This window comes from Sphingobium trunci (genome assembly GCF_022664535.1).
In the GTDB taxonomy this organism is placed as follows: Bacteria; Pseudomonadota; Alphaproteobacteria; order Sphingomonadales; family Sphingomonadaceae; genus Sphingobium.
Genome location: NZ_JAKUJY010000013.1, coordinates 1 through 18,777 on the forward strand (window position 1 = coordinate 1; position 18,777 = coordinate 18,777).

Annotated in this window: 20 protein-coding genes; 10 read left to right on the plus strand and 10 right to left on the minus strand. The window is 65.5% G+C overall.

Going from position 1 to position 18,777, the window contains the following annotated elements:
- On the plus strand, positions 1 to 724 hold a 724-nt coding region (locus MJ601_RS12605; protein WP_242126912.1), incomplete at its 5' end, for a tyrosine-type recombinase/integrase.
- Positions 725 to 1,066: 342 nt separating this feature from the next.
- On the plus strand, positions 1,067 to 1,621 hold the full coding sequence (locus MJ601_RS12610) for a hypothetical protein (protein ID WP_242126914.1): 555 nt from the start codon (positions 1,067 to 1,069) through the stop codon (positions 1,619 to 1,621).
- Here MJ601_RS12610 and MJ601_RS12615 read toward each other — a convergent pair.
- The 5 genes from MJ601_RS12615 to MJ601_RS12635 form a co-directional block, all read right to left on the minus strand.
- The gene (locus tag MJ601_RS12615) at positions 1,585 to 2,250 is read right to left on the minus strand and encodes a hypothetical protein (protein ID WP_242126916.1); all 666 of its coding nucleotides are present in this window, start codon (positions 2,248 to 2,250) and stop codon (positions 1,585 to 1,587) included. The genes MJ601_RS12610 and MJ601_RS12615 overlap by 37 nt on opposite strands.
- A 440-nt stretch (positions 2,251 to 2,690) precedes the next feature.
- Positions 2,691 to 3,746 (minus strand): nucleotidyl transferase AbiEii/AbiGii toxin family protein, encoded by a 1,056-nt coding sequence (locus tag MJ601_RS12620; RefSeq protein ID WP_242126919.1) that lies wholly within the window; start codon positions 3,744 to 3,746, stop codon positions 2,691 to 2,693.
- Complete coding sequence (locus MJ601_RS12625) at positions 3,743 to 4,396, minus strand: DUF6088 family protein (RefSeq protein WP_242126921.1); 654 nt, start codon at positions 4,394 to 4,396, stop codon at positions 3,743 to 3,745. The genes MJ601_RS12620 and MJ601_RS12625 overlap by 4 nt, the downstream gene beginning before the upstream one ends.
- Positions 4,397 to 4,928: 532 nt before the next feature.
- Entirely contained in the window at positions 4,929 to 5,273 is a 345-nt protein-coding gene (locus MJ601_RS12630; RefSeq protein WP_242126923.1) for a glycine zipper 2TM domain-containing protein, read from the minus strand.
- Positions 5,274 to 5,525: 252 nt separating this feature from the next.
- Positions 5,526 to 6,455, minus strand: a complete 930-nt coding sequence (locus tag MJ601_RS12635; protein WP_242126925.1) for a LysR family transcriptional regulator — start codon at positions 6,453 to 6,455, stop codon at positions 5,526 to 5,528.
- Between the two features lie 112 nt (positions 6,456 to 6,567).
- Between MJ601_RS12635 and MJ601_RS12640 the strand changes: the two genes are divergently transcribed.
- From MJ601_RS12640 to MJ601_RS12655, 4 genes are all read left to right on the plus strand, one after another.
- The gene (locus MJ601_RS12640; protein ID WP_242126926.1) at positions 6,568 to 7,266 is read left to right on the plus strand and encodes a pirin family protein; all 699 of its coding nucleotides are present in this window, start codon (positions 6,568 to 6,570) and stop codon (positions 7,264 to 7,266) included.
- A 146-nt stretch (positions 7,267 to 7,412) separates the two neighbouring features.
- Positions 7,413 to 7,730, plus strand: coding sequence for a hypothetical protein (locus MJ601_RS12645; RefSeq protein ID WP_242126928.1), 318 nt, complete (start codon positions 7,413 to 7,415; stop codon positions 7,728 to 7,730).
- 16 nt (positions 7,731 to 7,746) lie between these two features.
- Positions 7,747 to 8,643 carry a pirin family protein gene (locus MJ601_RS12650; protein WP_242126930.1) on the plus strand — a complete coding sequence of 299 codons (897 nt, stop codon included), beginning with the start codon at positions 7,747 to 7,749 and terminating at the stop codon, positions 8,641 to 8,643.
- A gap of 5 nt (positions 8,644 to 8,648) precedes the next feature.
- Positions 8,649 to 9,038 carry an OsmC family protein gene (locus MJ601_RS12655; RefSeq protein ID WP_242126932.1) on the plus strand — a complete coding sequence of 130 codons (390 nt, stop codon included), beginning with the start codon at positions 8,649 to 8,651 and terminating at the stop codon, positions 9,036 to 9,038.
- Positions 9,039 to 9,069: 31 nt separating this feature from the next.
- Here the strand turns inward: MJ601_RS12655 and MJ601_RS12660 are convergent, their stop codons facing one another.
- Complete coding sequence (locus MJ601_RS12660; RefSeq protein ID WP_242126934.1) at positions 9,070 to 9,537, minus strand: low molecular weight protein-tyrosine-phosphatase; 468 nt, start codon at positions 9,535 to 9,537, stop codon at positions 9,070 to 9,072.
- Positions 9,534 to 10,988: a helicase HerA domain-containing protein gene (locus MJ601_RS12665; RefSeq protein WP_242126936.1), complete on the minus strand. Its 1,455-nt coding sequence runs from the start codon at positions 10,986 to 10,988 to the stop codon at positions 9,534 to 9,536. Before MJ601_RS12665 ends, MJ601_RS12660 begins: the two co-directional genes overlap by 4 nt.
- A 105-nt stretch (positions 10,989 to 11,093) precedes the next feature.
- Here MJ601_RS12665 and MJ601_RS12670 point away from each other — a divergent pair, with 105 nt between their 5' ends.
- Together MJ601_RS12670 and ppc are read left to right on the plus strand one after the other, a co-directional pair.
- Complete coding sequence (locus MJ601_RS12670) at positions 11,094 to 12,977, plus strand: methyl-accepting chemotaxis protein (RefSeq protein ID WP_242126938.1); 1,884 nt, start codon at positions 11,094 to 11,096, stop codon at positions 12,975 to 12,977.
- A 66-nt stretch (positions 12,978 to 13,043) separates the two neighbouring features.
- Positions 13,044 to 15,743, plus strand: coding sequence for a phosphoenolpyruvate carboxylase (gene ppc / locus MJ601_RS12675; protein ID WP_242126940.1), 2,700 nt, complete (start codon positions 13,044 to 13,046; stop codon positions 15,741 to 15,743).
- A gap of 395 nt (positions 15,744 to 16,138) precedes the next feature.
- Here ppc and MJ601_RS12680 read toward each other — a convergent pair whose 3' ends face one another.
- Positions 16,139 to 16,702: an opacity protein gene (locus MJ601_RS12680; RefSeq protein ID WP_242126942.1), complete on the minus strand. Its 564-nt coding sequence runs from the start codon at positions 16,700 to 16,702 to the stop codon at positions 16,139 to 16,141.
- Between the two features lie 12 nt (positions 16,703 to 16,714).
- On the minus strand, positions 16,715 to 16,951 hold the full coding sequence (locus MJ601_RS12685; RefSeq protein ID WP_242126944.1) for a hypothetical protein: 237 nt from the start codon (positions 16,949 to 16,951) through the stop codon (positions 16,715 to 16,717).
- Between the two features lie 63 nt (positions 16,952 to 17,014).
- Between MJ601_RS12685 and MJ601_RS12690 the strand changes: the two genes are divergently transcribed.
- Positions 17,015 to 17,569: a hypothetical protein gene (locus tag MJ601_RS12690; RefSeq protein ID WP_242126946.1), complete on the plus strand. Its 555-nt coding sequence runs from the start codon at positions 17,015 to 17,017 to the stop codon at positions 17,567 to 17,569.
- Positions 17,569 to 18,243, plus strand: coding sequence for a hypothetical protein (locus MJ601_RS12695; protein WP_242126948.1), 675 nt, complete (start codon positions 17,569 to 17,571; stop codon positions 18,241 to 18,243). Before MJ601_RS12690 ends, MJ601_RS12695 begins: the two co-directional genes overlap by 1 nt.
- On the opposite strand, the gene MJ601_RS12700 is transcribed toward MJ601_RS12695, so the two are convergent.
- Positions 18,233 to 18,685 carry a peptidylprolyl isomerase gene (locus MJ601_RS12700; RefSeq protein WP_242126950.1) on the minus strand — a complete coding sequence of 151 codons (453 nt, stop codon included), beginning with the start codon at positions 18,683 to 18,685 and terminating at the stop codon, positions 18,233 to 18,235. The two genes, MJ601_RS12695 and MJ601_RS12700, sit on opposite strands and share 11 nt — an antisense overlap.
- Between the last annotated feature and the right edge of the window lie 92 nt (positions 18,686 to 18,777).

The window sequence follows — 18,777 nt, forward strand, 5'->3', positions numbered from 1 at the left end:
CCTCCGCAGCACGTTCGGGACGATCTTCCGCTATGCGATCGTCACCGGTCGCGCCCAACGTGACGTTTCCGCAGATTTGCGCGGAGCATTAATCACGCCCAAAACACAGCACCGCGCCGCGATACTGGAGCCCAAGGCATTAGGCGGCCTCCTACGCGCTATCGATGCTCACGAAGGCCAGCCTACGGTTCGGATCGCCCTGAAGATGCTGCCGCATATGTTTCCCCGTCCCGGCGAACTCCGGATGGCCGAATGGAAGGAGTTCGATCTGGAAACGGCAGTCTGGACCATACCGGCTGAAAAGACGAAAATGCGTCGCCCTCATAAGGTCCCGCTCACCGACCAGATACTGGCGATGATAGCCGAACTGGCTCCGATCACCGGCGAGGGCAAATATCTGTTTCCCAGCATCAGGTCCGCCGATCGGCCGATCACGGACAACACCCTGAACGCGGCGCTGCGCCGACTAGGTTTCGGGAAGGAGGAGGTTTCTGCTCACGGTTTCCGTGCCACCGCCAGCACGCTTCTCAATGAGATGGGTAAATGGCATCCGGACGCCATTGAGCGCCAACTGGCTCACGTCGAATCCAATGATGTCCGACGGGCCTATGCGCGCGGAACCCACTGGGATGAGCGCGTCAGGATGATGCGGCACTGGTCGAACTACCTTGATAGCTTGCAGGCCGGAGGGAAGGTTGTGAAGGCGAATTCCAGGCGGAGGTAGGCCCAGATAGACAGATGAGCCGGCGTGTCGCCACCAACACCCTCTCGATGGCGCTCAGACACGACGTCCGTGAACCGGGCTAGCGCCCTATGTTGTAATGGGCGGGATTGTCTTCCGGTTTCCAATGAGGGCCTGCACGCTCCGATATTGAATCAGCGTCACACGTCCGACCTTGGTGGTTTCAAGATCGCCCGACTGGATCAACTCGTAGATGCGCGAGCGGCTGGGGCTCTGGCACGGGCCGGAAGCGCGAATCCTCACCGCCGGTGCCCGGCTCGATCGCGAACGGATGGCGGCGGGACGGCAGCGTCCGACGGCTCCGCCAGCGCGATCGCTAACGCGGTGGTCGACCCGAGCGCCGTCCGCAAGTCGATCGGCGAGCCGAGCGCCCCTGACGTCGAGCGCATCCCGGTGCCAGGCGGCACTCTGCTCGGCATCCGCACCACGGTCTGGACCCGCCGCACGATGCCGGACCCGCGCAACCCTCGGACGCTGCCGTCCCGCCGCCATCCGTTCGCGATCGAGCCGGGCACCGGCGGTGAGGATTCGCGCTTCCGGCCCGTGCCAGAGCCCCAGCCGCTCGACCCAGAGCATCCCGAGCTGGCTGAACTGTCGGTAGATATCGAAAACCGCCACCATCTGACCTGGGCGTCGCAGCAGGCGGCGGCCTATGTCCTGGCTGAGAACGACTGGCGCGCGTCGATCGCGTCGCAGGGCGTAATGGAGGCGGTTTGGCTGGTGGCCACGACCTATCGGCATGGCGATGGTAACGACCCGGCGACGGCGCTGACCACCGTCGAGGGATCGTCGCGTGACACCGCCGCACATAATATCCTTGGCGTGCACTCTGCGGACGTGCCTTACGACGACAATGATGCGCGCATGCGAGGACGATGATCCCTATGCGGACGCGGGCGATCTCGATGAACTCGATGAGCGCGAGGAAGCATGACATGCGCGGCCGGGCTCACGCGAGCGAGAAGTAGCGCCTGCTCAACATCAAATTGAGGCTCCTCATAATCGTGTGCCGCAAGCTGTGCCGCCTCCCTGGCTTGCTGATCCTCGAGCGGGGCCGGCGGCACGTAGTGCAGATCGAGGTAGTTTCGGAGGGCGCAGCGATAGAGCAAGGGAGCGAAATGCCCGATGAAGCGACCACTTTCTTTGAGCAGCAAGGTACGATTATCGACCGGATTGCCATGCAGGAAATCGTTCCGGACCTGATAGAGTAGCGCGTACAGCTTGCATGCCAGGCTAGTCCTCCGGGTTCTTCCTCGATGGCGGACAGTATAGCGCCGTGCGTTGAGCTGACGGAACCAGTGCGGTTTCCTCTCCAGCAGGTCGAGCACCGCCGAAAGGTCGGCCCGGTTACGCCCTGAATCATGGTGCGCGAGGATTTCGAAGGCGCTGATCCACAACGCGCAATGCCGGCCGTAGTCAAAAATTGTCGCTCCACGCACCGCCGGCATCGCGAGCGCCGCATTGGCCATGTTGAGCGAGCGAAACAGCACTCGATCGAAGGCCGACATCGGCCTTTGCGTCGGAAATGACGTACCACCTTATGGTATTGAGGCACACAGCCAGGAGAACGCGGTCGAAATCGCCCGCTTGGCCGGCGCTGACGAGGCTATGGTCCTTTACTGGGACGTCGGCGACAAACCTGGCGAACCGCGATTTGTGGCATCGTTTAAGCGGCCGGGCTGAGAACAAGCGATCGCCGATGTTGGAACGTCCGCTTTGCTATGCATAAGTCTTACAGCCGCCAGTCCGCAACCGGCCCATCCCGCGCATCCCGAGAATCGATCATCAGTGCTTCAGGAATTGCAGGTGTGGGATGAGGACCTGCCGTTCCCGCCGCCGCTCCCGAGCGTCGGGTTTGTCCCAAGATCAGACGCGATTCGGCCGGTGCGGTCACTCTCGAATGCCGCCGCGGCTGTTCTTCGCGGTCAATGTACTCGGCGCTACGCCTTCAGTCTCGCGAAGGCGTCTCATTCAGCTTCGATTGCAGCGCTGCGACACTTTCGATCACGGCGTCAAAATCGGGCGCGGCGCCAAAGATCATGGTTCTCATCGCTGCATAGTCACGCCGCAGATCGTCATACATCGCCCCTTCGGGACACAACGTGAAGCTGGGGGCTAGCGCAGATGCCAGGTCGAAGTCCGGTCGGTTGAAGAACATGCGTGCGTGCGCAACGCAATCGGCGCCGAGCGCAGGGTTCGCCAACGCCTTTTCGCCAGTGTCGGATGCCATGAGCATGTGGATATCGTAATAATGGCGCGACACGCGGTGGCCGCCGCCGCGCAGTTCGCCGCGGATATCGAACCAGCGGCGCAGCCCGTGCAGAATTACGACCTTGTCCCAGAATGTCCGCTCGGCATCGACGATGGTGACGTTCGGCACGGTCAGGTCGAGGTCTGGGGCGTCGTCGTGGACATAGGGGCGGATGGAATGGACCGCGCTGGGATCGAGCGCGGATTTGGCGCCGGACTCAATCTTCACCGCCTTGTCGATATAGCCGTCGGCGGGTGTCGCAGTCGGATAGAGGATTAGCAGCGTCTGGCTATCACCATCATGCGGTGCGACCCGGAACCGATCGGTGGGCAGCCCCGTCCGTTCGGCGGTCGCTGCGGCGATTGAGGACAGCTGCTGCAGAAGTGGTCCATTGATATAGGCTTCGCAGGCCGCCTTGATCGCATCGAGCGCGGCATCGCGCTTCTTCCGGCTCAACGCCTGCAACTCCTCGACGCTGGCAGCTTCGCCGAGGTCGTCGCGGAAGACCGTGACGTCGATGTCCTCGGAGAAGCGGCGGATGAGGCCAAATCCCTTTGAGAGCGAAGTGCCGCCCTTGAACAGCAGCCTCGGGCCATCGGGAAGGCCGTTGAAGAGTGCGTCGAGCGTCCAGCAGACCCAGAAGTCCTTCTCGGCATTCTGCGGCGTTGTGCCAAGGCGCTGCGCGGTCGCGGTAAAGAGGCCTGCGCGAGTATCCTGATCGGCAGACAGGATCGCATCATAATTTGGGTTCATGCGGCTTTGGGTTCGGCGGTGAGGATGGGTCTCAGATAGTCCTGCATCCAGGCTGGCAATGCCGACATGCCGTCGTGTAGATCCTTGCGTAGCCGCGCGCCATCCGGCTCGCGCCAGAGGAGCTGCTGGAGCCGATGGCGGATAGAGCGGTCCTCTTCGGCGTCGGCCGCAGTGTCGCGCAACCAGTGGAGTGCCTGGACGATCCGCATGGCCGGGCGACCGGCCCAGAAGAGTTTGCTGGCGGCCGTGGGCCGGAAGCTGATTTCGAGATTGCCGAGATGGACCGGCTTTAGTCGGGAATCGGTGTGGACGGCGATCTTGGCAGGGACCGCGTTGGTGAGACCAAGATCGTTGGCGGCAGTCATGCCGTCGACCAGGACGCGAATCTGATCGCGACGGGCGATCGCCTCGACCACTTGGCGAGGATCGGCAGGATTCGGCGCCTTGGTAAGGCTGTTGAAATCCGGCTTGTCATATAGTCCTCTGTCGATCCTCCGGAGCGTGCCGGCGGCGACGAGACGCTGGAGGGCCTTGTCAATGGCATCGCGCGTAGCGAGGTCGAGAAAGTCCGCCGCCGTCCATACGCTGCATGGCGCACCGGCGCTAATCCGCTGCAGGATGCGAGTCTTTAGATCAACGGTCTCATTCATTGTCCGAAATTTGTATATGTTTTTCGGACAAAACGCAATCATAATTTGTCCGAAATCTGTAGGTGTATTTCGGACACTAGCCCAACCAGCTGCTGCCTAGAAGGACTCGAACCGCCCCTGTCCATTCACGTCCAGTCTTTTCCAAGAATCCAGATCGTGCTATTAATGCTCTTGGTGAGTTCGTAAGTCTATGATTTGACTGCGAAATCAACCGCTTAGGCGCCCAGCGATCAAGCTCTTCTGGGCATGCTTCCGCGACATCGGCGGACAGCAGCCGCAAAATCACTTCGTCGCAAAAAAGTGGCGACTTAGCGTGAACAAACGTCGAACCAAAAATGAACGAATTTTGATGGTATTTTTAATGGTATCGTCAAATGTCAACCGAGATAATTACCTTGTAACTCAGCTACTTGATGCTCCAGTTCGACGTCGTCCCCGGCACCATAAAATCTTCAGTTAATTTAAATATGTCGGATAGCAGTGGGCCGGTACGGAATGTGCCGGCATCATAGTAGCGCGCAGTCGTGCCGGTTCAGCAGCGGTGCTTGCTGTCGATCTCCTTGCCGATCAGCGCGCCCGCACCGGCGCCGATGATCGTGCCCGGCAGGCGGTCGCCATGGCGATCGACCGATCGGCCCAGCAATGCGCCGGCTCCCGCGCCGATGATCGCGCCGGTGGTGCCGCTGGTGCGGCAGCCGCCCCGGTAGCCGCGGCGGTCATAATAGGCTTCGCGCCGGTAACGCGGGCCATCATCATAATAGCGGTCATGCTTGTACCAGCCGCGATGATAGCCATTGTCATGCGCCAGCGCGGCCGACGGCAATGCCCCCGCGACGGTCGCTGCAAAGCCCAAAGCCAATATGATCTTCTTCCTCATGACCAACTCCCTGATATGTTCGACGTGACTATTGGCGCGGCCGTGCTGGCCTTTGCCTGAATGGGCAATTTATCTGCCGTTCATGCAAGCGGATGCGGTCCTTTTGAGCGAGGGCTATCGCGTCATCGCACGATCGCCGGTCGGACCCGCCCGGCACCGGCAATGGCGCCGATGATCGGGCGGCGGTGATCGAAGCGCTGGATCCCGGGAATGTCGTGCTGGTCAGCTTCGCCGAGGGGAGGGGTTCACCCGTCAGACATCCGCCATCCCGTCACATTCCCGATCCTCCCGCCCCAGCGCGACAAATTGCTCCAGCAGCCAGGATGCGGCGGGGCCGGGCGGGGTATCCCGCCGCCAGATCCCGGAAAAGCGGTAGATGCCGCCGTCATGATCCGGCAGCGCCAGCCGCACCAGCGTGCCCGCCACCAGATCCGCCTCGATCATCGGCAGCGGCATATTGCCCCAGCCGATCCCCTCCCGCAGCAGTGCATGTTTGGCGCTCAGGTCGGCGAGCCGCCAGGTCTTGGGGCTGCTCACGGAAAAATCCCGCCCCTCGGTGAAGCGCGACCGGTCGGACAGCACCAGCTGGGTATGGTCGCGCGTCGCTCCGGGCGGGATCGTCTCCATGCGGCCCAGCGGATGATCGGGCGCCGCCACCGGCACCATCGCCACCGCTCCCGCGCCCATGCTCTCTATCCCCTCCACCCCCGCGGAAAGCGGCCCGGACAGCCCGATCGCCGCGCCGCGATCCAGCACCATGGCGGTGATCGCGCCGAGAGCCTCGACATGCAGGCGCAACTGCACCGTGGGAAATTCCCTGGCAAAGGCCCGCAGTACCTTCCCCAGCCGTTCGGCGGGCAGCATGACGTCGACCGCCAGATTGACCTCCGCCTCCAGCCCGTCGAGCAGCCCCTTCACCTTGGCGCGCAGCCCGTCGATACCATGCGCGATCGATCGCACCTCCGCCAGCAAAGCCCGGCCAGCGACGGTCAGTTGCGGCTTCTTCGTCCCCTCCCGGTCGAACAGGGAAAGCCCTAGCTGCGCTTCCAGATTGGCGATGCCATAGCTGATGACCGACACTGCCCGGTTGAGCTTGCGCCCGGCGCCCGCGAAACTGCCCGTGTCCACGATGGTCAGGAAGATGCGCAACTGGTCGAAGGTCGGCGTGCCCGGATGATTCACTTTTCGATTTCCTCGAACATTCTGGCAGATTTTATCTCTCTGACCCAGAAAGCGGCGCGGGTCTAGAAGCATCTCCAACAGGGCGGTCCCCACCGCCCACGGGAGACACGACATGATCGAACTTCGTCCTTTCGACAGCCTCGGCGGCGCCAACCATGGCTGGCTGGACGCCAGGCACCATTTCTCGTTCGCGGGCTATCATGACCCGGCGCGGATGCACTGGGGCAATCTGCGCGTCTGGAACGACGACACGATCGCGCCGCACACCGGCTTCCCGCCGCACCCGCATCGCGACATGGAAATCATCACCTATGTCCGCGAAGGCGCGATCACGCACCAGGACAGCCTGGGCAACAAGGGCCGCACCGAGGCGGGCGACGTGCAGGTGATGAGCGCGGGCACCGGCATCCGCCATTCGGAATATAATCTGGAGGATGTGACGACCCGGATCTTCCAGATCTGGATCATCCCCACCCGCGATGGCGAAGCGCCGGGCTGGGGCGCCCGTCCCTTCCCCAGGGGCGAACGCTCGGGCCATTTCGTGACGTTGGCCTCGGGCTATGAGAATGACAATGACGCCCTGCCGATCCGCACGGACGCCCGGGTGGTCGCGGCCACGCTGAAGGCGGGCGATACCGCCGAATATCCGATCGGCAAGGACCGCAAGGCCTATCTGGTCCCGGCGACGGGCGCGATCCGGATCGACGACGTCCGCGTCAACGCCCGCGACGGCGCCGCGATCAGCGACCTCGACGTCATCCGCGTGACCGCGATCGAGGATAGCGAGATCGTCATGGTCGACGCCGCCTGATAGCGGCCCGACAGGGACAGGGCCGGGTGCGCACATCCCATCCGGCCCTTTTCGAAAATATCGAATAGTCTGAGCGATATTATCAAGCTGATCCCTCAAGCGCTTCCGCGCTAAACGGGGTCATCGAACGACAGGGAGCCTCACTTATGCTGACCATCGCCACCCCGCGCCTCAGCCCCGCCGAATGGCAGGATGTGAAGGCTGCCCTCAATGCCGTCGCCGATTGCGGCTGCGGCGAACCCGCCGCTCCCGGCGCATTCCGCTCCCGCATCGGCCACGCGCTCGACGCGCTGATCGGCCCGAAAAAGACCATCGCCCCACTGCCCGAACAGATGCGCCCGGTCCGCGATTTCCTCTGCGAATCCGGCCGCACCCGCCGGATCGCGGAGCGCCACATTCCCACCCTCGCCGCGCAGGGCTTTTCCCGCGCGCAGATCGAAGCCATGGCGCTGCTCGGCGCCTGATAAGGAAAATCCCGCCATGTCCATCCGCTCGTCCGACGTCGAAGGCGTCGATCTCGTCATCCTCCCGCCGGTCCGCGATCTGGGCGACGGCTTCCAGGTCCGCCGCGCACTCCCTTCGGCAAAGCGCCGGATGGTCGGCCCTTTCATCTTCTTCGACCAGATGGGCGAGGCGACCTTCGACAGCGGCGAGGGCCTCGATGTCCGCCCGCACCCGCATATCGGCCTCGCCACCGTGACCTATCTGCTGGAAGGCGAGATACTGCACCGGGATTCGGTCGGCTCGGTCCAGCCGATCCGCCCCGGCGAGGTCAACTGGATGACGGCGGGCAGCGGCATCGTGCATTCGGAACGCACCGGCCCCGAAGTCCGCGCATCGGGCGGCAAGCTGTTCGGCCTCCAGACCTGGGTGGCGCTGCCGACGCAATATGAGGAGGTCGATCCCGCTTTCGCCCATTACAAGGCGCACGACATTCCCCGGATGGAGGGTGACGGCACCAGCCTGACGCTGATCGCCGGCACGTCCGACGGGCTGACCTCGCCGGTCAGGACCTTCTCCGACATGGTCTATGCCGACATCGCGTTGCAGGACGGCGCGCGCTACCAGCTCAAGGCCGAGCATGTCGAACGCGCCGTCTATGTCGTCGGCGGCGAGGTGGAGGTGATCGGCCAGAGCGGCGGCTTCGCCACCAACGAACTGATCGTCTTCAAGCCGGGCGCCGAGATCGTCCTGCGTGCGAAGGGACCGGCCCGGCTGATGCTGCTGGGCGGCGAACCCTTGCCTGAACAGCGCCATATCTTCTGGAACTTCGTCTCCTCCTCGCCCGATCGGCTGGAACAGGCCAAGGCCGACTGGAAGGCCCAGCGCTTCGCGCCCGTCCCCGGCGAGCACGACTTCATCCCCCTGCCGGAGTAAGCATCATGGCCCAGGGCACCGCCCATATCGGCAAGGACCGCTACAGGACCCGGATCGAGGTGGGCGGCCATACCCTCACCGCCGACGAGCCGGAAAGCCTGGGCGGCGGCAATCTCGGTCCCGCGCCCTATGACCTGCTGCTTGCCAGCCTGGGCGCCTGCACCGCGATCACGTTGAGGATGTATGCGGAGAAGAAGGGCTGGCCGCTGGAATCGCTCGACGTCGCGCTGAAGCTGTCAGGCGGCAAGGACGACCGCCGCATCGACCGCACGCTGACGATCGAGGGGCTGGACGCCGAGCAGAAGGCGAGGCTGGCCGATGTCGCCGAACGCACTCCGGTCACGCTGACGCTGAAGGACGGCCTGCCGATCGCAACGCATCTGGCCCAACCCTGATCGGCATCGCCGCCTGCGCGGGGTGGCGGCGCTAACGAGGATCCCGCAACCGCTCCACGATCGCCTTCGCGGCGCGGGTGACATCGTCCCACGTCACATCGAACCCGGCATCCTCGCCGAAATAGGGATCGGTCACGCCGCTTCCCTCGCGCCCCGGCACCAGATCCATCAGCAGCCGCAGTTCCGCCGTCCCGTCCGACGGCCGCAGCCGCCGCAGATTCTTCAGATTCTCGCCATCCAGCGCGAACACATAGTCGAACCGCCGGAAATCCTCCGCCGTCACCTGCCGCCCGCGATAGCCCGAAATGTCGATCCCGTGCCGCCGCGCCACGGCCTGCGCGCGCCTGTCCGGCGGCGATCCGACATGCCAGTCCCCGGTCCCCGCCGAATCCACCTCGACCGCCAGGCCTGCCCGCGCCGCCTCTGCCCGCAGCGCCGCCTCGGCCAGCGGCGAGCGGCAGATATTGCCCAGGCAGACGAACAGGACCGAAGCGCTCATCCCTCCGCCGCCGCCGTGCTGAGGCCCAGTTGCGGCACGCCGATCGACCGCCGCCCGCCGAAATCGGTGCGCGCCACGATGACGCCCAGCTTTTCCATATAGTCGATCAGCCGCCGCACCCGCCCCGGCGAACTGGTGCCATAGGCCCGCGCCAGCGCCGCGTCATCGGGGCAGGGCAACCCCTGCATCGCCGCTCGCGCGATCAGCAGGAAGGGCGCCAGCATATCCTCCGGCACCGGCTCGGCCGCCTTCATCGCATCGGCCCAGCGCACATCATCGGCATCGAACATCCCCGCCTGCGCCATGGCGAAGCGCCTGCGGAAGGCAGGCAGGTCGAGGGGAGGGGTCTTCAGCCCCTTCATCCGGCAGCGGACCCCGAAATCCTGGAACAGCGCCGGCACGCTCGGCTGCGCCTCGCCCAGATCGGCGACGATCTCCTCCAGCACGGCGATCACCACCGGCTCATTCTGCCCGAAGTCCAGCTCCGGCGCGGCGGGCTTGGCCGAAGGCGCGGCCGCCAGCGCGCGCATCAGTTCCTCGGCGGGCAACGGCGGCGGCTCGGCGCGAACCGGGGCAGGGGGCAGCGCTTCCTCCTCGCCGGCGCCCGCGAACAGCAATTCCTGCAAGTCCTCCGTCGCCGCGACCGGCGGCGGCATCAGCTTGTGCGTGCCCCCGCGCGTACTGGTCTTGACCTGCCCGATCTTCACCGCCACCGGGCGGCGGCAGATCGCAGGCCCCAGCGCCAGAAAGCGCCCGCGCTCCAGGTCGCGGATCTGCTCGGCCTGCCGCCGCTCCATGCCCAGCAGGTCCGCCGCCCGCGCCATGTCGATGTCCAGGAAGGTGCGCCCCATCAGGAAGTTGGACGCCTCCGCCGCGACATTCTTGGCCAGCTTCGCCAGCCGCTGCGTCGCGATCACGCCCGCCAGCCCGCGCTTGCGCCCCCGGCACATCAGGTTGGTCATCGCGGCGAGGCTCAGCCGCCGCGCCTCGTCCGACACGTCGCCCGCCGCCACCGGGGCGAACATCTGCGCCTCGTCCACCACCACCAGCGCCGGATACCAATGGTCGCGCGGCGCGTCGAACAGGGTCGAGAGGAAGGTCGCGGCGCATTTCATCTGCGCCTCCAGCTCCAGCGATTCGAGACTGAGCACCACCGAGGCGCGATGCTCGCGGATGCGCATCGCCATCTTGGCGATCTCGCGCTCATTATAGTCGCCCGCGTCGATCACCACATGGCCATATTCGTCGGCCAGCGTGACGAAATCGCCTTCCGGATCGATCACCACCTGCTGCACCAGCGCGGCGCTTTCCTCCAGCAGGCGGCGCAGCAGATGCGACTTGCCCGACCCCGAATTGCCCTGGACGAGCAGCCGGGTGGCAAGCAGTTCCTCGACATCGACCAGAACGGCATTGCCGTTGCTGTCATTCCCTATGCTGATGCTGGCGGTCACTCCAACCCTTTGGCCCAGCCCTGGCGGTCGGCGCAAGAGGGTGAGCCACTCATTAAATATAAACATATTCATGCGATCGCCTTGTCAGGGCATAAGGGGGTCGCGTTGGGGAGATTGCAGAGATATTGGCATTCGCGTGCCCGATGGGGCGCGGCCTATGGCCTCGCCGGGACGATGGGGCCGCTGATCGTGCTGATCATATTGGCGGTGATGGGCAGTGTGCTCGCCATCTGGCTGCTCACCCGGCAGATCGACCGCAATGCCGAGGACTATGGACGCAACGTCGTCGCCGCATCGCTGAAGCGGGAAAAGGCGGCCATGATCGACATGGTGCTGAGCAATGGCCGCTGGGATGACGCGGTCGAGAGGATATATGGCCGCCTCGACGCGGAATGGGCCAATAGCAACCTCGCCAACGAACGGGCGCACACCTTCGTCATCGACCGGGCGGGCCGGACCCTGTGGATGGAAGGCGGCACGGATTTCGCGCCCCTGCCGTGGACGTCCCTCTCCGGCGCTCTCCCGGCCGAGGATTTCCGCAGGCTGCGCGCCCGGCTGCCGCAGGACAATGCCGCCGCCCTGGCGACGCTGAACGGGGTGGGCGGCTTCACCCGCTTCGCCGGCCAGCCCGCCTTCATCGCCGCGCGCGCGATCACTCCCTGGAAGGAAGCGCAGCGCATTCCCGCGCGCGAACCGCTCTATCTGGTGAAGGTGGAGCCGATCAACGGCCGGACATTGCGGCTCATCGGCCAGGCTGGAAATATCACGCTGCACTGGGTGGACGGGGCGGTCAGGTCCGGTTGGCAGACCATGGCGCTGACCGGCCTCGACGGAAAGGGCATCGGCAGGCTCGAATGGAAAAGCCCGGCCGACGGCAGGACCGCCTTTCTTCAGGTTCTGCCCGCCATGGCGGTCATCGGCATCTTCTTTCTCGCCATGTCGGCCTGGCTGGCGCACCGGTTGAGCGGCGTCAACGCGGTGTTGCGCGATCAGGCGCTTCATGCCCGCGCGGCCGAGCGGGAGGCGCGCCAGGCGGCCCAGCAGGCGGAAGCCGCGCGGCTCCGGGCGGAGGAGGCGCATCGCGAACTCGCCGCCGGCGCCGACCGGGTCGCGCAGGAGGAACGCCGCCACCAGCAGGCGCTGGAGGGCAACCGGCGCGATATCGCGGCGGGACTGGAACGGTCCATGGCCGCGCTGGTCGGGCAGATGCTGGAAACCGCCGCCACGCTGGAACAGAGCGCCGACGACACGATGCAGATCATAGAGGTGCAGCGCGCCCATGCCGACGCGGTCATCGGCCGCGCGCGCGACACGGCGGAGGCGGCGCAGGAAATCGCCGCCACCATCGACGCGCTGACGGCGTCGATCGGGACCTTCACCGGCACGGCGAGCGGTATCCGGCAATCGGCCGAAACGGCCAGCGGCCAGTCGGCCCGCGCCCGCAGCGCCAACGACAATCTGCGCCGCCATCTCGGATCGGTGAACGAGGCGGCGGACCTGATCGCGCGCATCACCGGCCAGACCAACCTGCTCGCGCTCAACGCGACGATCGAGGCGGCGAAGGCGGGCGAATCGGGCCGCGGCTTCGCGGTCGTCGCCGGGGAGGTCAAGGCGCTGGCGGCCCAGACCGCGCAGACCACCCACGACATCCACGCCCGGGCCGAGGGCATAGAACAGGCGGCGGAGGAAACCTTCGCCCTGGTCGGTTCGGTGGACAGCATATTGGGCCGGCTGGTCGAGGCGCTGGGCGATGCCTCCTTCGCCGCCGACCGGCAGCTTGCCGCGGCAGAGGATATCCAGCGCGCGTCCCGCTCGGTGGCGCTGGACGCCAGCGCGACGGACGCCGCGGTCGCCGCCATTTCCGAGGCGCTGCACAAGTCGGCGCAGGCCGCGGGGGGCACGCGGGCGCAGGGCGCGGCCGTGCGCCAGCGCGCCGAGCAGTTGCAATCCGAATTCGGCCGCCTGATCGCGGCGCTCAAGGCGGCCTGATCCGTCCGGCAAATTGTCGGGCAAGTGGCTTGACCATCCGATTGTTGCGATGCAGCATCGGTTATCATGGCGACTCCTGCATCCCCCACCGCGCCTGCGATCACGCAGAACCCCGACATCCGTTATCTCGGCCGCCTGCTGGGTGACGTCATTCGCGCCTATGGCGGGGAGAAGATCTACAAGCAGACCGAATATATCCGCTCGGCCTCGGTCGACCGGGCGCGCGGCATCCATGGCGCCGATGTGGTCGACACCGGGCTCGATGCGCTCAACCTGGACGATACGCTCAGCTTCGTGCGCGGCTTCATGCTCTTCTCGATGCTCGCCAATCTGGCGGAGGACCGCCAGGGCGTCGCCGCCGAACCCGGCGCCGATGTCGCCTCGGCGGTGGCGAAGCTCGAATCCCACGGCATCGGCCGCGAAGCGATCCTCGACCTGCTCTCCCACGCGCTGATCGTTCCCGTCCTCACCGCCCACCCGACCGAGGTGCGGCGCAAGAGCATGATCGATCACAAGAACCGCATCGCCGACCTGATGCTGCTCAAGGATGCGGGCCGGACCGAAACGGACGAGGGCGAAAATCTCGACGAGGCGATCTTCCGCCAGATCGCCCTGCTCTGGCAGACCCGCCCGCTGCGCCGCGAAAAGCTGTTCGTTGCCGACGAGATCGAGAATGTCCTCGCCTATTTCCGCGACGTGTTCCTGCCCACCCTGCCCGCCCTCTATGCCCGGTGGGAACGGGTGCTGGGCGCGCGGCCGCAGAGTTTCCTGCGCGTCGGCAACTGGATCGGCGGCGACCGCGACGGCAATCCCTTCGTGCAGGCGCCGCAGCTTCGCCTGGCGCTGGCCAGGGGCTGCGAGGCGGCGCTGACCTATTATATGGAGGCGCTGCACGCGCTGGGCGCGGAACTCTCCCTCTCGACCGAACTGGCGCATGTGCCGCAATCGGTGCTCGATCTCGCCGACGCCAGCGGCGACCATTCGCCCAGCCGCCAGGACGAACCCTATCGCCGCGCCATTTCCGGCATCTATGCCCGGATCGCCGCGACCTATCGCACCCTCACCGGCAAGCAGCCCGCCCGCGCCTCGGCATTGACGGGGGAGGCCTATGCCAGCCCCGCCGACCTGCGGCGCGACCTCGTCACCGTGGCGCAGGGCCTGGCCAGCGAAGGCAACGGCGCGCTGGCATCTGGCGGCGCGCTCGGCCGCCTGATCCGTGCGGTGGAGACGTTCGGCTTCCACCTCGCCACCCTCGACATGCGCCAGAACAGCGACGTCCATCAGCGGGTCGTGGCCGAGCTGCTGAAGGTGGCGGGGGTCGAGGCCGACTATGCGAGCCTCGACGAATATGCCCGCATCGCCCTGCTGCGCCGCGAGCTGGCGAGCAACCGGCCGCTCGGAACGCGCTTCTCCGAATATTCGGAGGAGACCGCGTCCGAACTCGCCATCGTGCAGGCGGCGGCGGAGGCGCACCGCATCTACGGCCCGCAATGCATCACCCACTATATCATTTCCAAGGCGGAGAGCGTCTCGGACCTGCTGGAAGTGAACATCATCCTCAAGGAAGCGGGTCTCTGGCGCGCCAGCCATAATGGCGACGCGCCGCAGGCCGCGATCATGGCGGTGCCGCTGTTCGAGACCATCGCCGACCTGGAGGCCGCGCCCAAGATCATGGGCGCCTATTTCGGCCTGCCCGAAATTGCGGGCGTGGTGCGGGAACGCGGCCATCAGGAAGTGATGATCGGCTATTCCGACAGCAACAAGGACGGCGGCTATATCACCTCGACCTGGGGGCTGTTCCAGGCCAGCAAGGCGCTCGCGCCCGTCTTTGCCGACGCCAAGACGGCGATGCAGCTTTTCCACGGCCGCGGCGGCGCGGTCGGGCGCGGCGGCGGCTCCTCCTTCGCGGCGATCCAGGCCCAGCCCAAGGGCACGGTGCAGGGCCGCATCCGCATCACCGAACAGGGCGAGGTGATCGCCGCGAAGTTCGGCACGCGCGGCGTCGCCATGACGAACCTGGAGGCGACGACCAGCGCGACCCTGCTCGCCAGCCTCGAACCGGAAAATATCTCGGATCGCGACGCCGCCCGCTTCGCCGCCGCTATGGACGAGCTGTCGAAGACCGCCTTCGCCGCCTATCGCGACCTCGTCTACGGCACCGACGGCTTCAAGGAATTCTTCCGGCAGTTGACGCCGATCCAGGAGATTTCCGGCCTGAAGATCGGATCGCGCCCCGCCAGCCGTACCAAGAGCACGCGGATCGAGGATCTGCGCGCCATCCCCTGGGTGTTCAGCTGGGCGCAGGCGCGGGTGATGCTGCCGGGCTGGTATGGCGTGGGCCATGCGCTCCACGCTTTCGAGGACAAGGCGCTGCTGGCCGACATGGCGCAGCACTGGTCCTTCCTCCAGTCGGCGCTGGCAAACCTCGAAATGGTGCTGGCCAAGTCCGATCTCGGCATCGCCGCCCATTATCTGCCGCTGGTGGAGGATCAGGCCAGGGGCGAGGTCATTTTCGATCGCATCCGCGAAGGCTGGGACATGACCCATGACGGCCTGCTCGCCGCCACCGGCCAGTCGCGCCTGCTGGAGAAGAATCCGAAGCTCGACACCTCGATCCGCCTGCGCCTGCCCTATATCGAGCCGCTGAACCTGCTCCAGGTCGAACTGATGAAGCGCCACCGCGGCGGCGAGGACGACCCGCGGATCAAGGAAGGCATCGAACTGTCGATCAACGCGATCGCGACGGCCCTCAGAAACAGCGGCTGAGGCCCTTATATCCTCCCCATCGAGGGATGGGGAGGGGGACCCTGCGCAGCATGGTGGAGGGGCCAATGCACGACCTGCGCAACTCTCCTACCGCCTGTACCACGGAGTGCCGCCATCTTTCGATGAAGCGTATCGGCAAAAACCCGCCCGAAAATTCCCCTGTCCTACAGCGGACCTTTCGTGCCAGACCGGAACTGGCTCTTTGACCTGTCGGAAAAATAGGAAAAACGGCGCTTTTCCAACGCCGTCATCGTGTCACCTATGTCACCCTGACCCTGTCGGGGCGGGGAATTCGGGACGGCCGCAGTCCATGGCCGCCCCGAACCCCAATCCTCCAGCGGAGGTTTGGACAGAAGGGCGGCGCGCCAAGGGAGCGCCCCGCCCAAGCCGGTCGATCAGAATTTCGCGACCACGCCCGCCATCGGCCGGATCGAGTGGAAATTGCCCATGGTGTCGGCCTGCACGCGCAGCCGGATATTGCTGCTCTGGGCCGATCCGCCCATGTCGGCGGTGGACAGTTCCACGCCCGCGCCATAGGTCATGCCATGATAGTCGCGGCTGTTGGGGCCGAGGGCGTCGAAATTGACCCATTTATAGCCGACCTTGGTGAAGATCAGGCTGTCCTTGCCCGCCTTGATCCCGGCGCGGCCGGCCACGCCATATTCCCAGTCGATGTCGCCGCTGACGCCCTTGCTCGCGGTGCCCTCGACGCCCAGCACCAGCGGCCCGGCGACATTGGCGTTCACGCCCGCCACGCCTTCCACGATCCGGCCCTTGTAGCCGACCGGCGGAATGCCCTGCTTGTTGGCTTCGCTGTCGAAATTGTGGATGCCGCCCATCACGCCGACATAGGGTTCGATGCGGCGCGATCCTCCGTCCTGCCCGGTTCCGTCCTGCGCCAGGGCGGCGACGGGAAGCAGAGACGCGGCGGCAGCCGCTGTGAACAGCAGAGTCTTCATGGGGTTTCCCCTTCACTTGTTGGAAAATATGCAGCCGCAGGTTTGGACCCTTCGGCATCGCTCAGGCTGCTGCAAGCGGCTCAGGCGATAGCCGGTCAATCCCCATTGGCGGGTGAAGGTTGCATGAACCGAACCGGAAAAATCCGGCAAAGCGGCCTTTTGTAACCCAAATACAACGGTTTCTGTCGCCAGGATGAACCGATCCGCGCTTGTCTGAACCTCAGCTAAACGGGCTGCGGCCGCCGCCATTCACAACCAATTCAACTGGCCGGCGTTATGCAGGATGAGGATATGGACATGAGGAGAAAGGCGATGACGTGGACCGGACATGGTTTCCTGGCCGCGATCGGCCTTGCCGGTGCGCTGGCTCTGGGCGGCTGCGCCTATGACGATGGCTATTATGGCGGCGTGAGCGTCGGCACCGGCTATTATGGTGGCGGCTATTATGACGGTTATTGGAGCCCTGGCTATTATCGGCCGGGCTATTATAGCGGCTGGTATGACGGCTTCTATTATCCCGGCAGCGGCTATTATGTGTACAGCCGCGGCGGCCAGCGCCACCGCTGGAATGACGGGCAGCGCCGCTATTGGGAAGGCCGCAGGGAAGCGCGTCGCGGCGATGATGACGGCAATCGCTGGAACGGCTCGCCGCGCGGTTCGTGGAACGGCCGCTGGAACCGCGACGGCCGTGACGATGGCGGCCGCTTTGCCCGGCCTCCCGCCGCCGACCGTTCACCCCCCACAGGCAGAGGACAGCACGATATGACCGCTCCACGCCCCGGCTGGAATCCCGGCAACGCACCGCGAGCCCGCTCCGAAGGCGGCGGCGGGTCGCGCCACGGCGGCTGGCGGGGCAAGCGCGACTGATGCGGGTTCGTGCCGGTGCCGCCCTGTTTCTCAGCCTGATTTCGCTCGCGGCCTGCGACGGCCGGGAGGAGAGCGCGATCAACAATCTTGCCAATGGCGCCAATGCGACGCAGGTCGAAAACAGCGTCCGGGCGGAAGCGCAGGCGGTGATGGAACCGCTGAGGCCCCCCCCTCCCGGCACGCCGGGCGGCCTGCCCGCCGATCCCCAGCCGGTGGTGGAGGAAGATGCGGTCGATCCCAAGGGCGCGCAGGGCGCCGCGCAGGTGGTGCAGGGCTATTATGGCCTGCTGGAGGAAAAGCGCTACGGCGACGCGCAGGATCTGTGGAACGACAACAGCGCGATGGGGGCCGAGGATGATGCCCGCTTCGCCGCGCGCTTCCGCAGCTTCAGCGAGGTGCATGCCAATGTCGGCGCACCCGGCAATGTGGAGGGCGCAGCGGGATCGCTGTTCGTGACCGTGCCGGTGCAGGTCTATGGCCGCCTGGCGGCCAACGGCAAGCCCTGGTATCGGCTGCGGCAGGTGACGCTGCGCCGCGCCAATGACGTGCCGGGTTCCAGCGAGGCGGATCGCCGCTGGCATATCGAATCGATCGGTCCCTACGAACCGCCGGCGCAACCGGCGGCGGAGACGGACAATGCCATCTCCGCCACCGACGGGCTGCTCAAGAAATAGTCGCCTTCAGGATCTTGCCCGGGGTCTTGGGCGGTTCGCCCTTGGGCAGCGCGTCGACATGCTCCATGCCCGACGTCACCTCACCCCAGACGGTATATTGGCCGTCAAGGAAGGTGGCATCGTCGAAGCAGATGAAGAACTGGCTGTTGGCGCTGTTCGGGTTCATCGCGCGGGCCATGGAGCAGACGCCGCGAATATGCGGTTCGCGGCTGAATTCGGCCTTCAGGTCGGGCAGCTTCGACCCGCCCATGCCGGTGCCGGTCGGATCGCCGCCCTGCGCCATGAAGCCGGGAATGACGCGGTGGAACACGACGCCATCGTAGAAACCGTCCTTGGTGAGCTGGGTGATGCGCTCGACATGGCCGGGCGCCAGGTCGGGACGCAGCTTGATCACGACGTCGCCGCCGCTGTCGAGGGTGAGTGTCAGGGTTTCGTCAGCCATAAATATCCTCTCGTGGCGGGGGAAACGGGAAAGATCGTTCATATAGAGTGTTGGGACGGGGATGGAAGCGCCTCATGAGTTTCTTGGGGCAT

Excerpts from the sequence above, each read along its gene's own strand:
- MJ601_RS12630 (WP_242126923.1), bottom strand. The coding sequence starts at position 5,273 with ATGAGGAAGAAGATCATATTGGCTTTGGGCTTTGCAGCGACCGTCGCG.
- ppc (WP_242126940.1), top strand. The coding sequence starts at position 13,044 with ATGGCGACTCCTGCATCCCCCACCGCGCCTGCGATCACGCAGAACCCC.
- MJ601_RS12645 (WP_242126928.1), top strand. The coding sequence starts at position 7,413 with ATGCTGACCATCGCCACCCCGCGCCTCAGCCCCGCCGAATGGCAGGAT.
- MJ601_RS12695 (WP_242126948.1), top strand. The coding sequence starts at position 17,569 with ATGCGGGTTCGTGCCGGTGCCGCCCTGTTTCTCAGCCTGATTTCGCTC.
- MJ601_RS12700 (WP_242126950.1), bottom strand. The coding sequence starts at position 18,685 with ATGGCTGACGAAACCCTGACACTCACCCTCGACAGCGGCGGCGACGTC.
- MJ601_RS12625 (WP_242126921.1), bottom strand. The coding sequence starts at position 4,396 with ATGAATGAGACCGTTGATCTAAAGACTCGCATCCTGCAGCGGATTAGC.
- MJ601_RS12615 (WP_242126916.1), bottom strand. The coding sequence starts at position 2,250 with ATGTCGGCCTTCGATCGAGTGCTGTTTCGCTCGCTCAACATGGCCAAT.
- MJ601_RS12620 (WP_242126919.1), bottom strand. The coding sequence starts at position 3,746 with ATGAACCCAAATTATGATGCGATCCTGTCTGCCGATCAGGATACTCGC.
- MJ601_RS12685 (WP_242126944.1), bottom strand. The coding sequence starts at position 16,951 with ATGGCGGCGGCCGCAGCCCGTTTAGCTGAGGTTCAGACAAGCGCGGAT.
- MJ601_RS12650 (WP_242126930.1), top strand. The coding sequence starts at position 7,747 with ATGTCCATCCGCTCGTCCGACGTCGAAGGCGTCGATCTCGTCATCCTC.
- MJ601_RS12680 (WP_242126942.1), bottom strand. The coding sequence starts at position 16,702 with ATGAAGACTCTGCTGTTCACAGCGGCTGCCGCCGCGTCTCTGCTTCCC.
- MJ601_RS12655 (WP_242126932.1), top strand. The coding sequence starts at position 8,649 with ATGGCCCAGGGCACCGCCCATATCGGCAAGGACCGCTACAGGACCCGG.
- MJ601_RS12660 (WP_242126934.1), bottom strand. The coding sequence starts at position 9,537 with ATGAGCGCTTCGGTCCTGTTCGTCTGCCTGGGCAATATCTGCCGCTCG.
- MJ601_RS12690 (WP_242126946.1), top strand. The coding sequence starts at position 17,015 with ATGACGTGGACCGGACATGGTTTCCTGGCCGCGATCGGCCTTGCCGGT.
- MJ601_RS12640 (WP_242126926.1), top strand. The coding sequence starts at position 6,568 with ATGATCGAACTTCGTCCTTTCGACAGCCTCGGCGGCGCCAACCATGGC.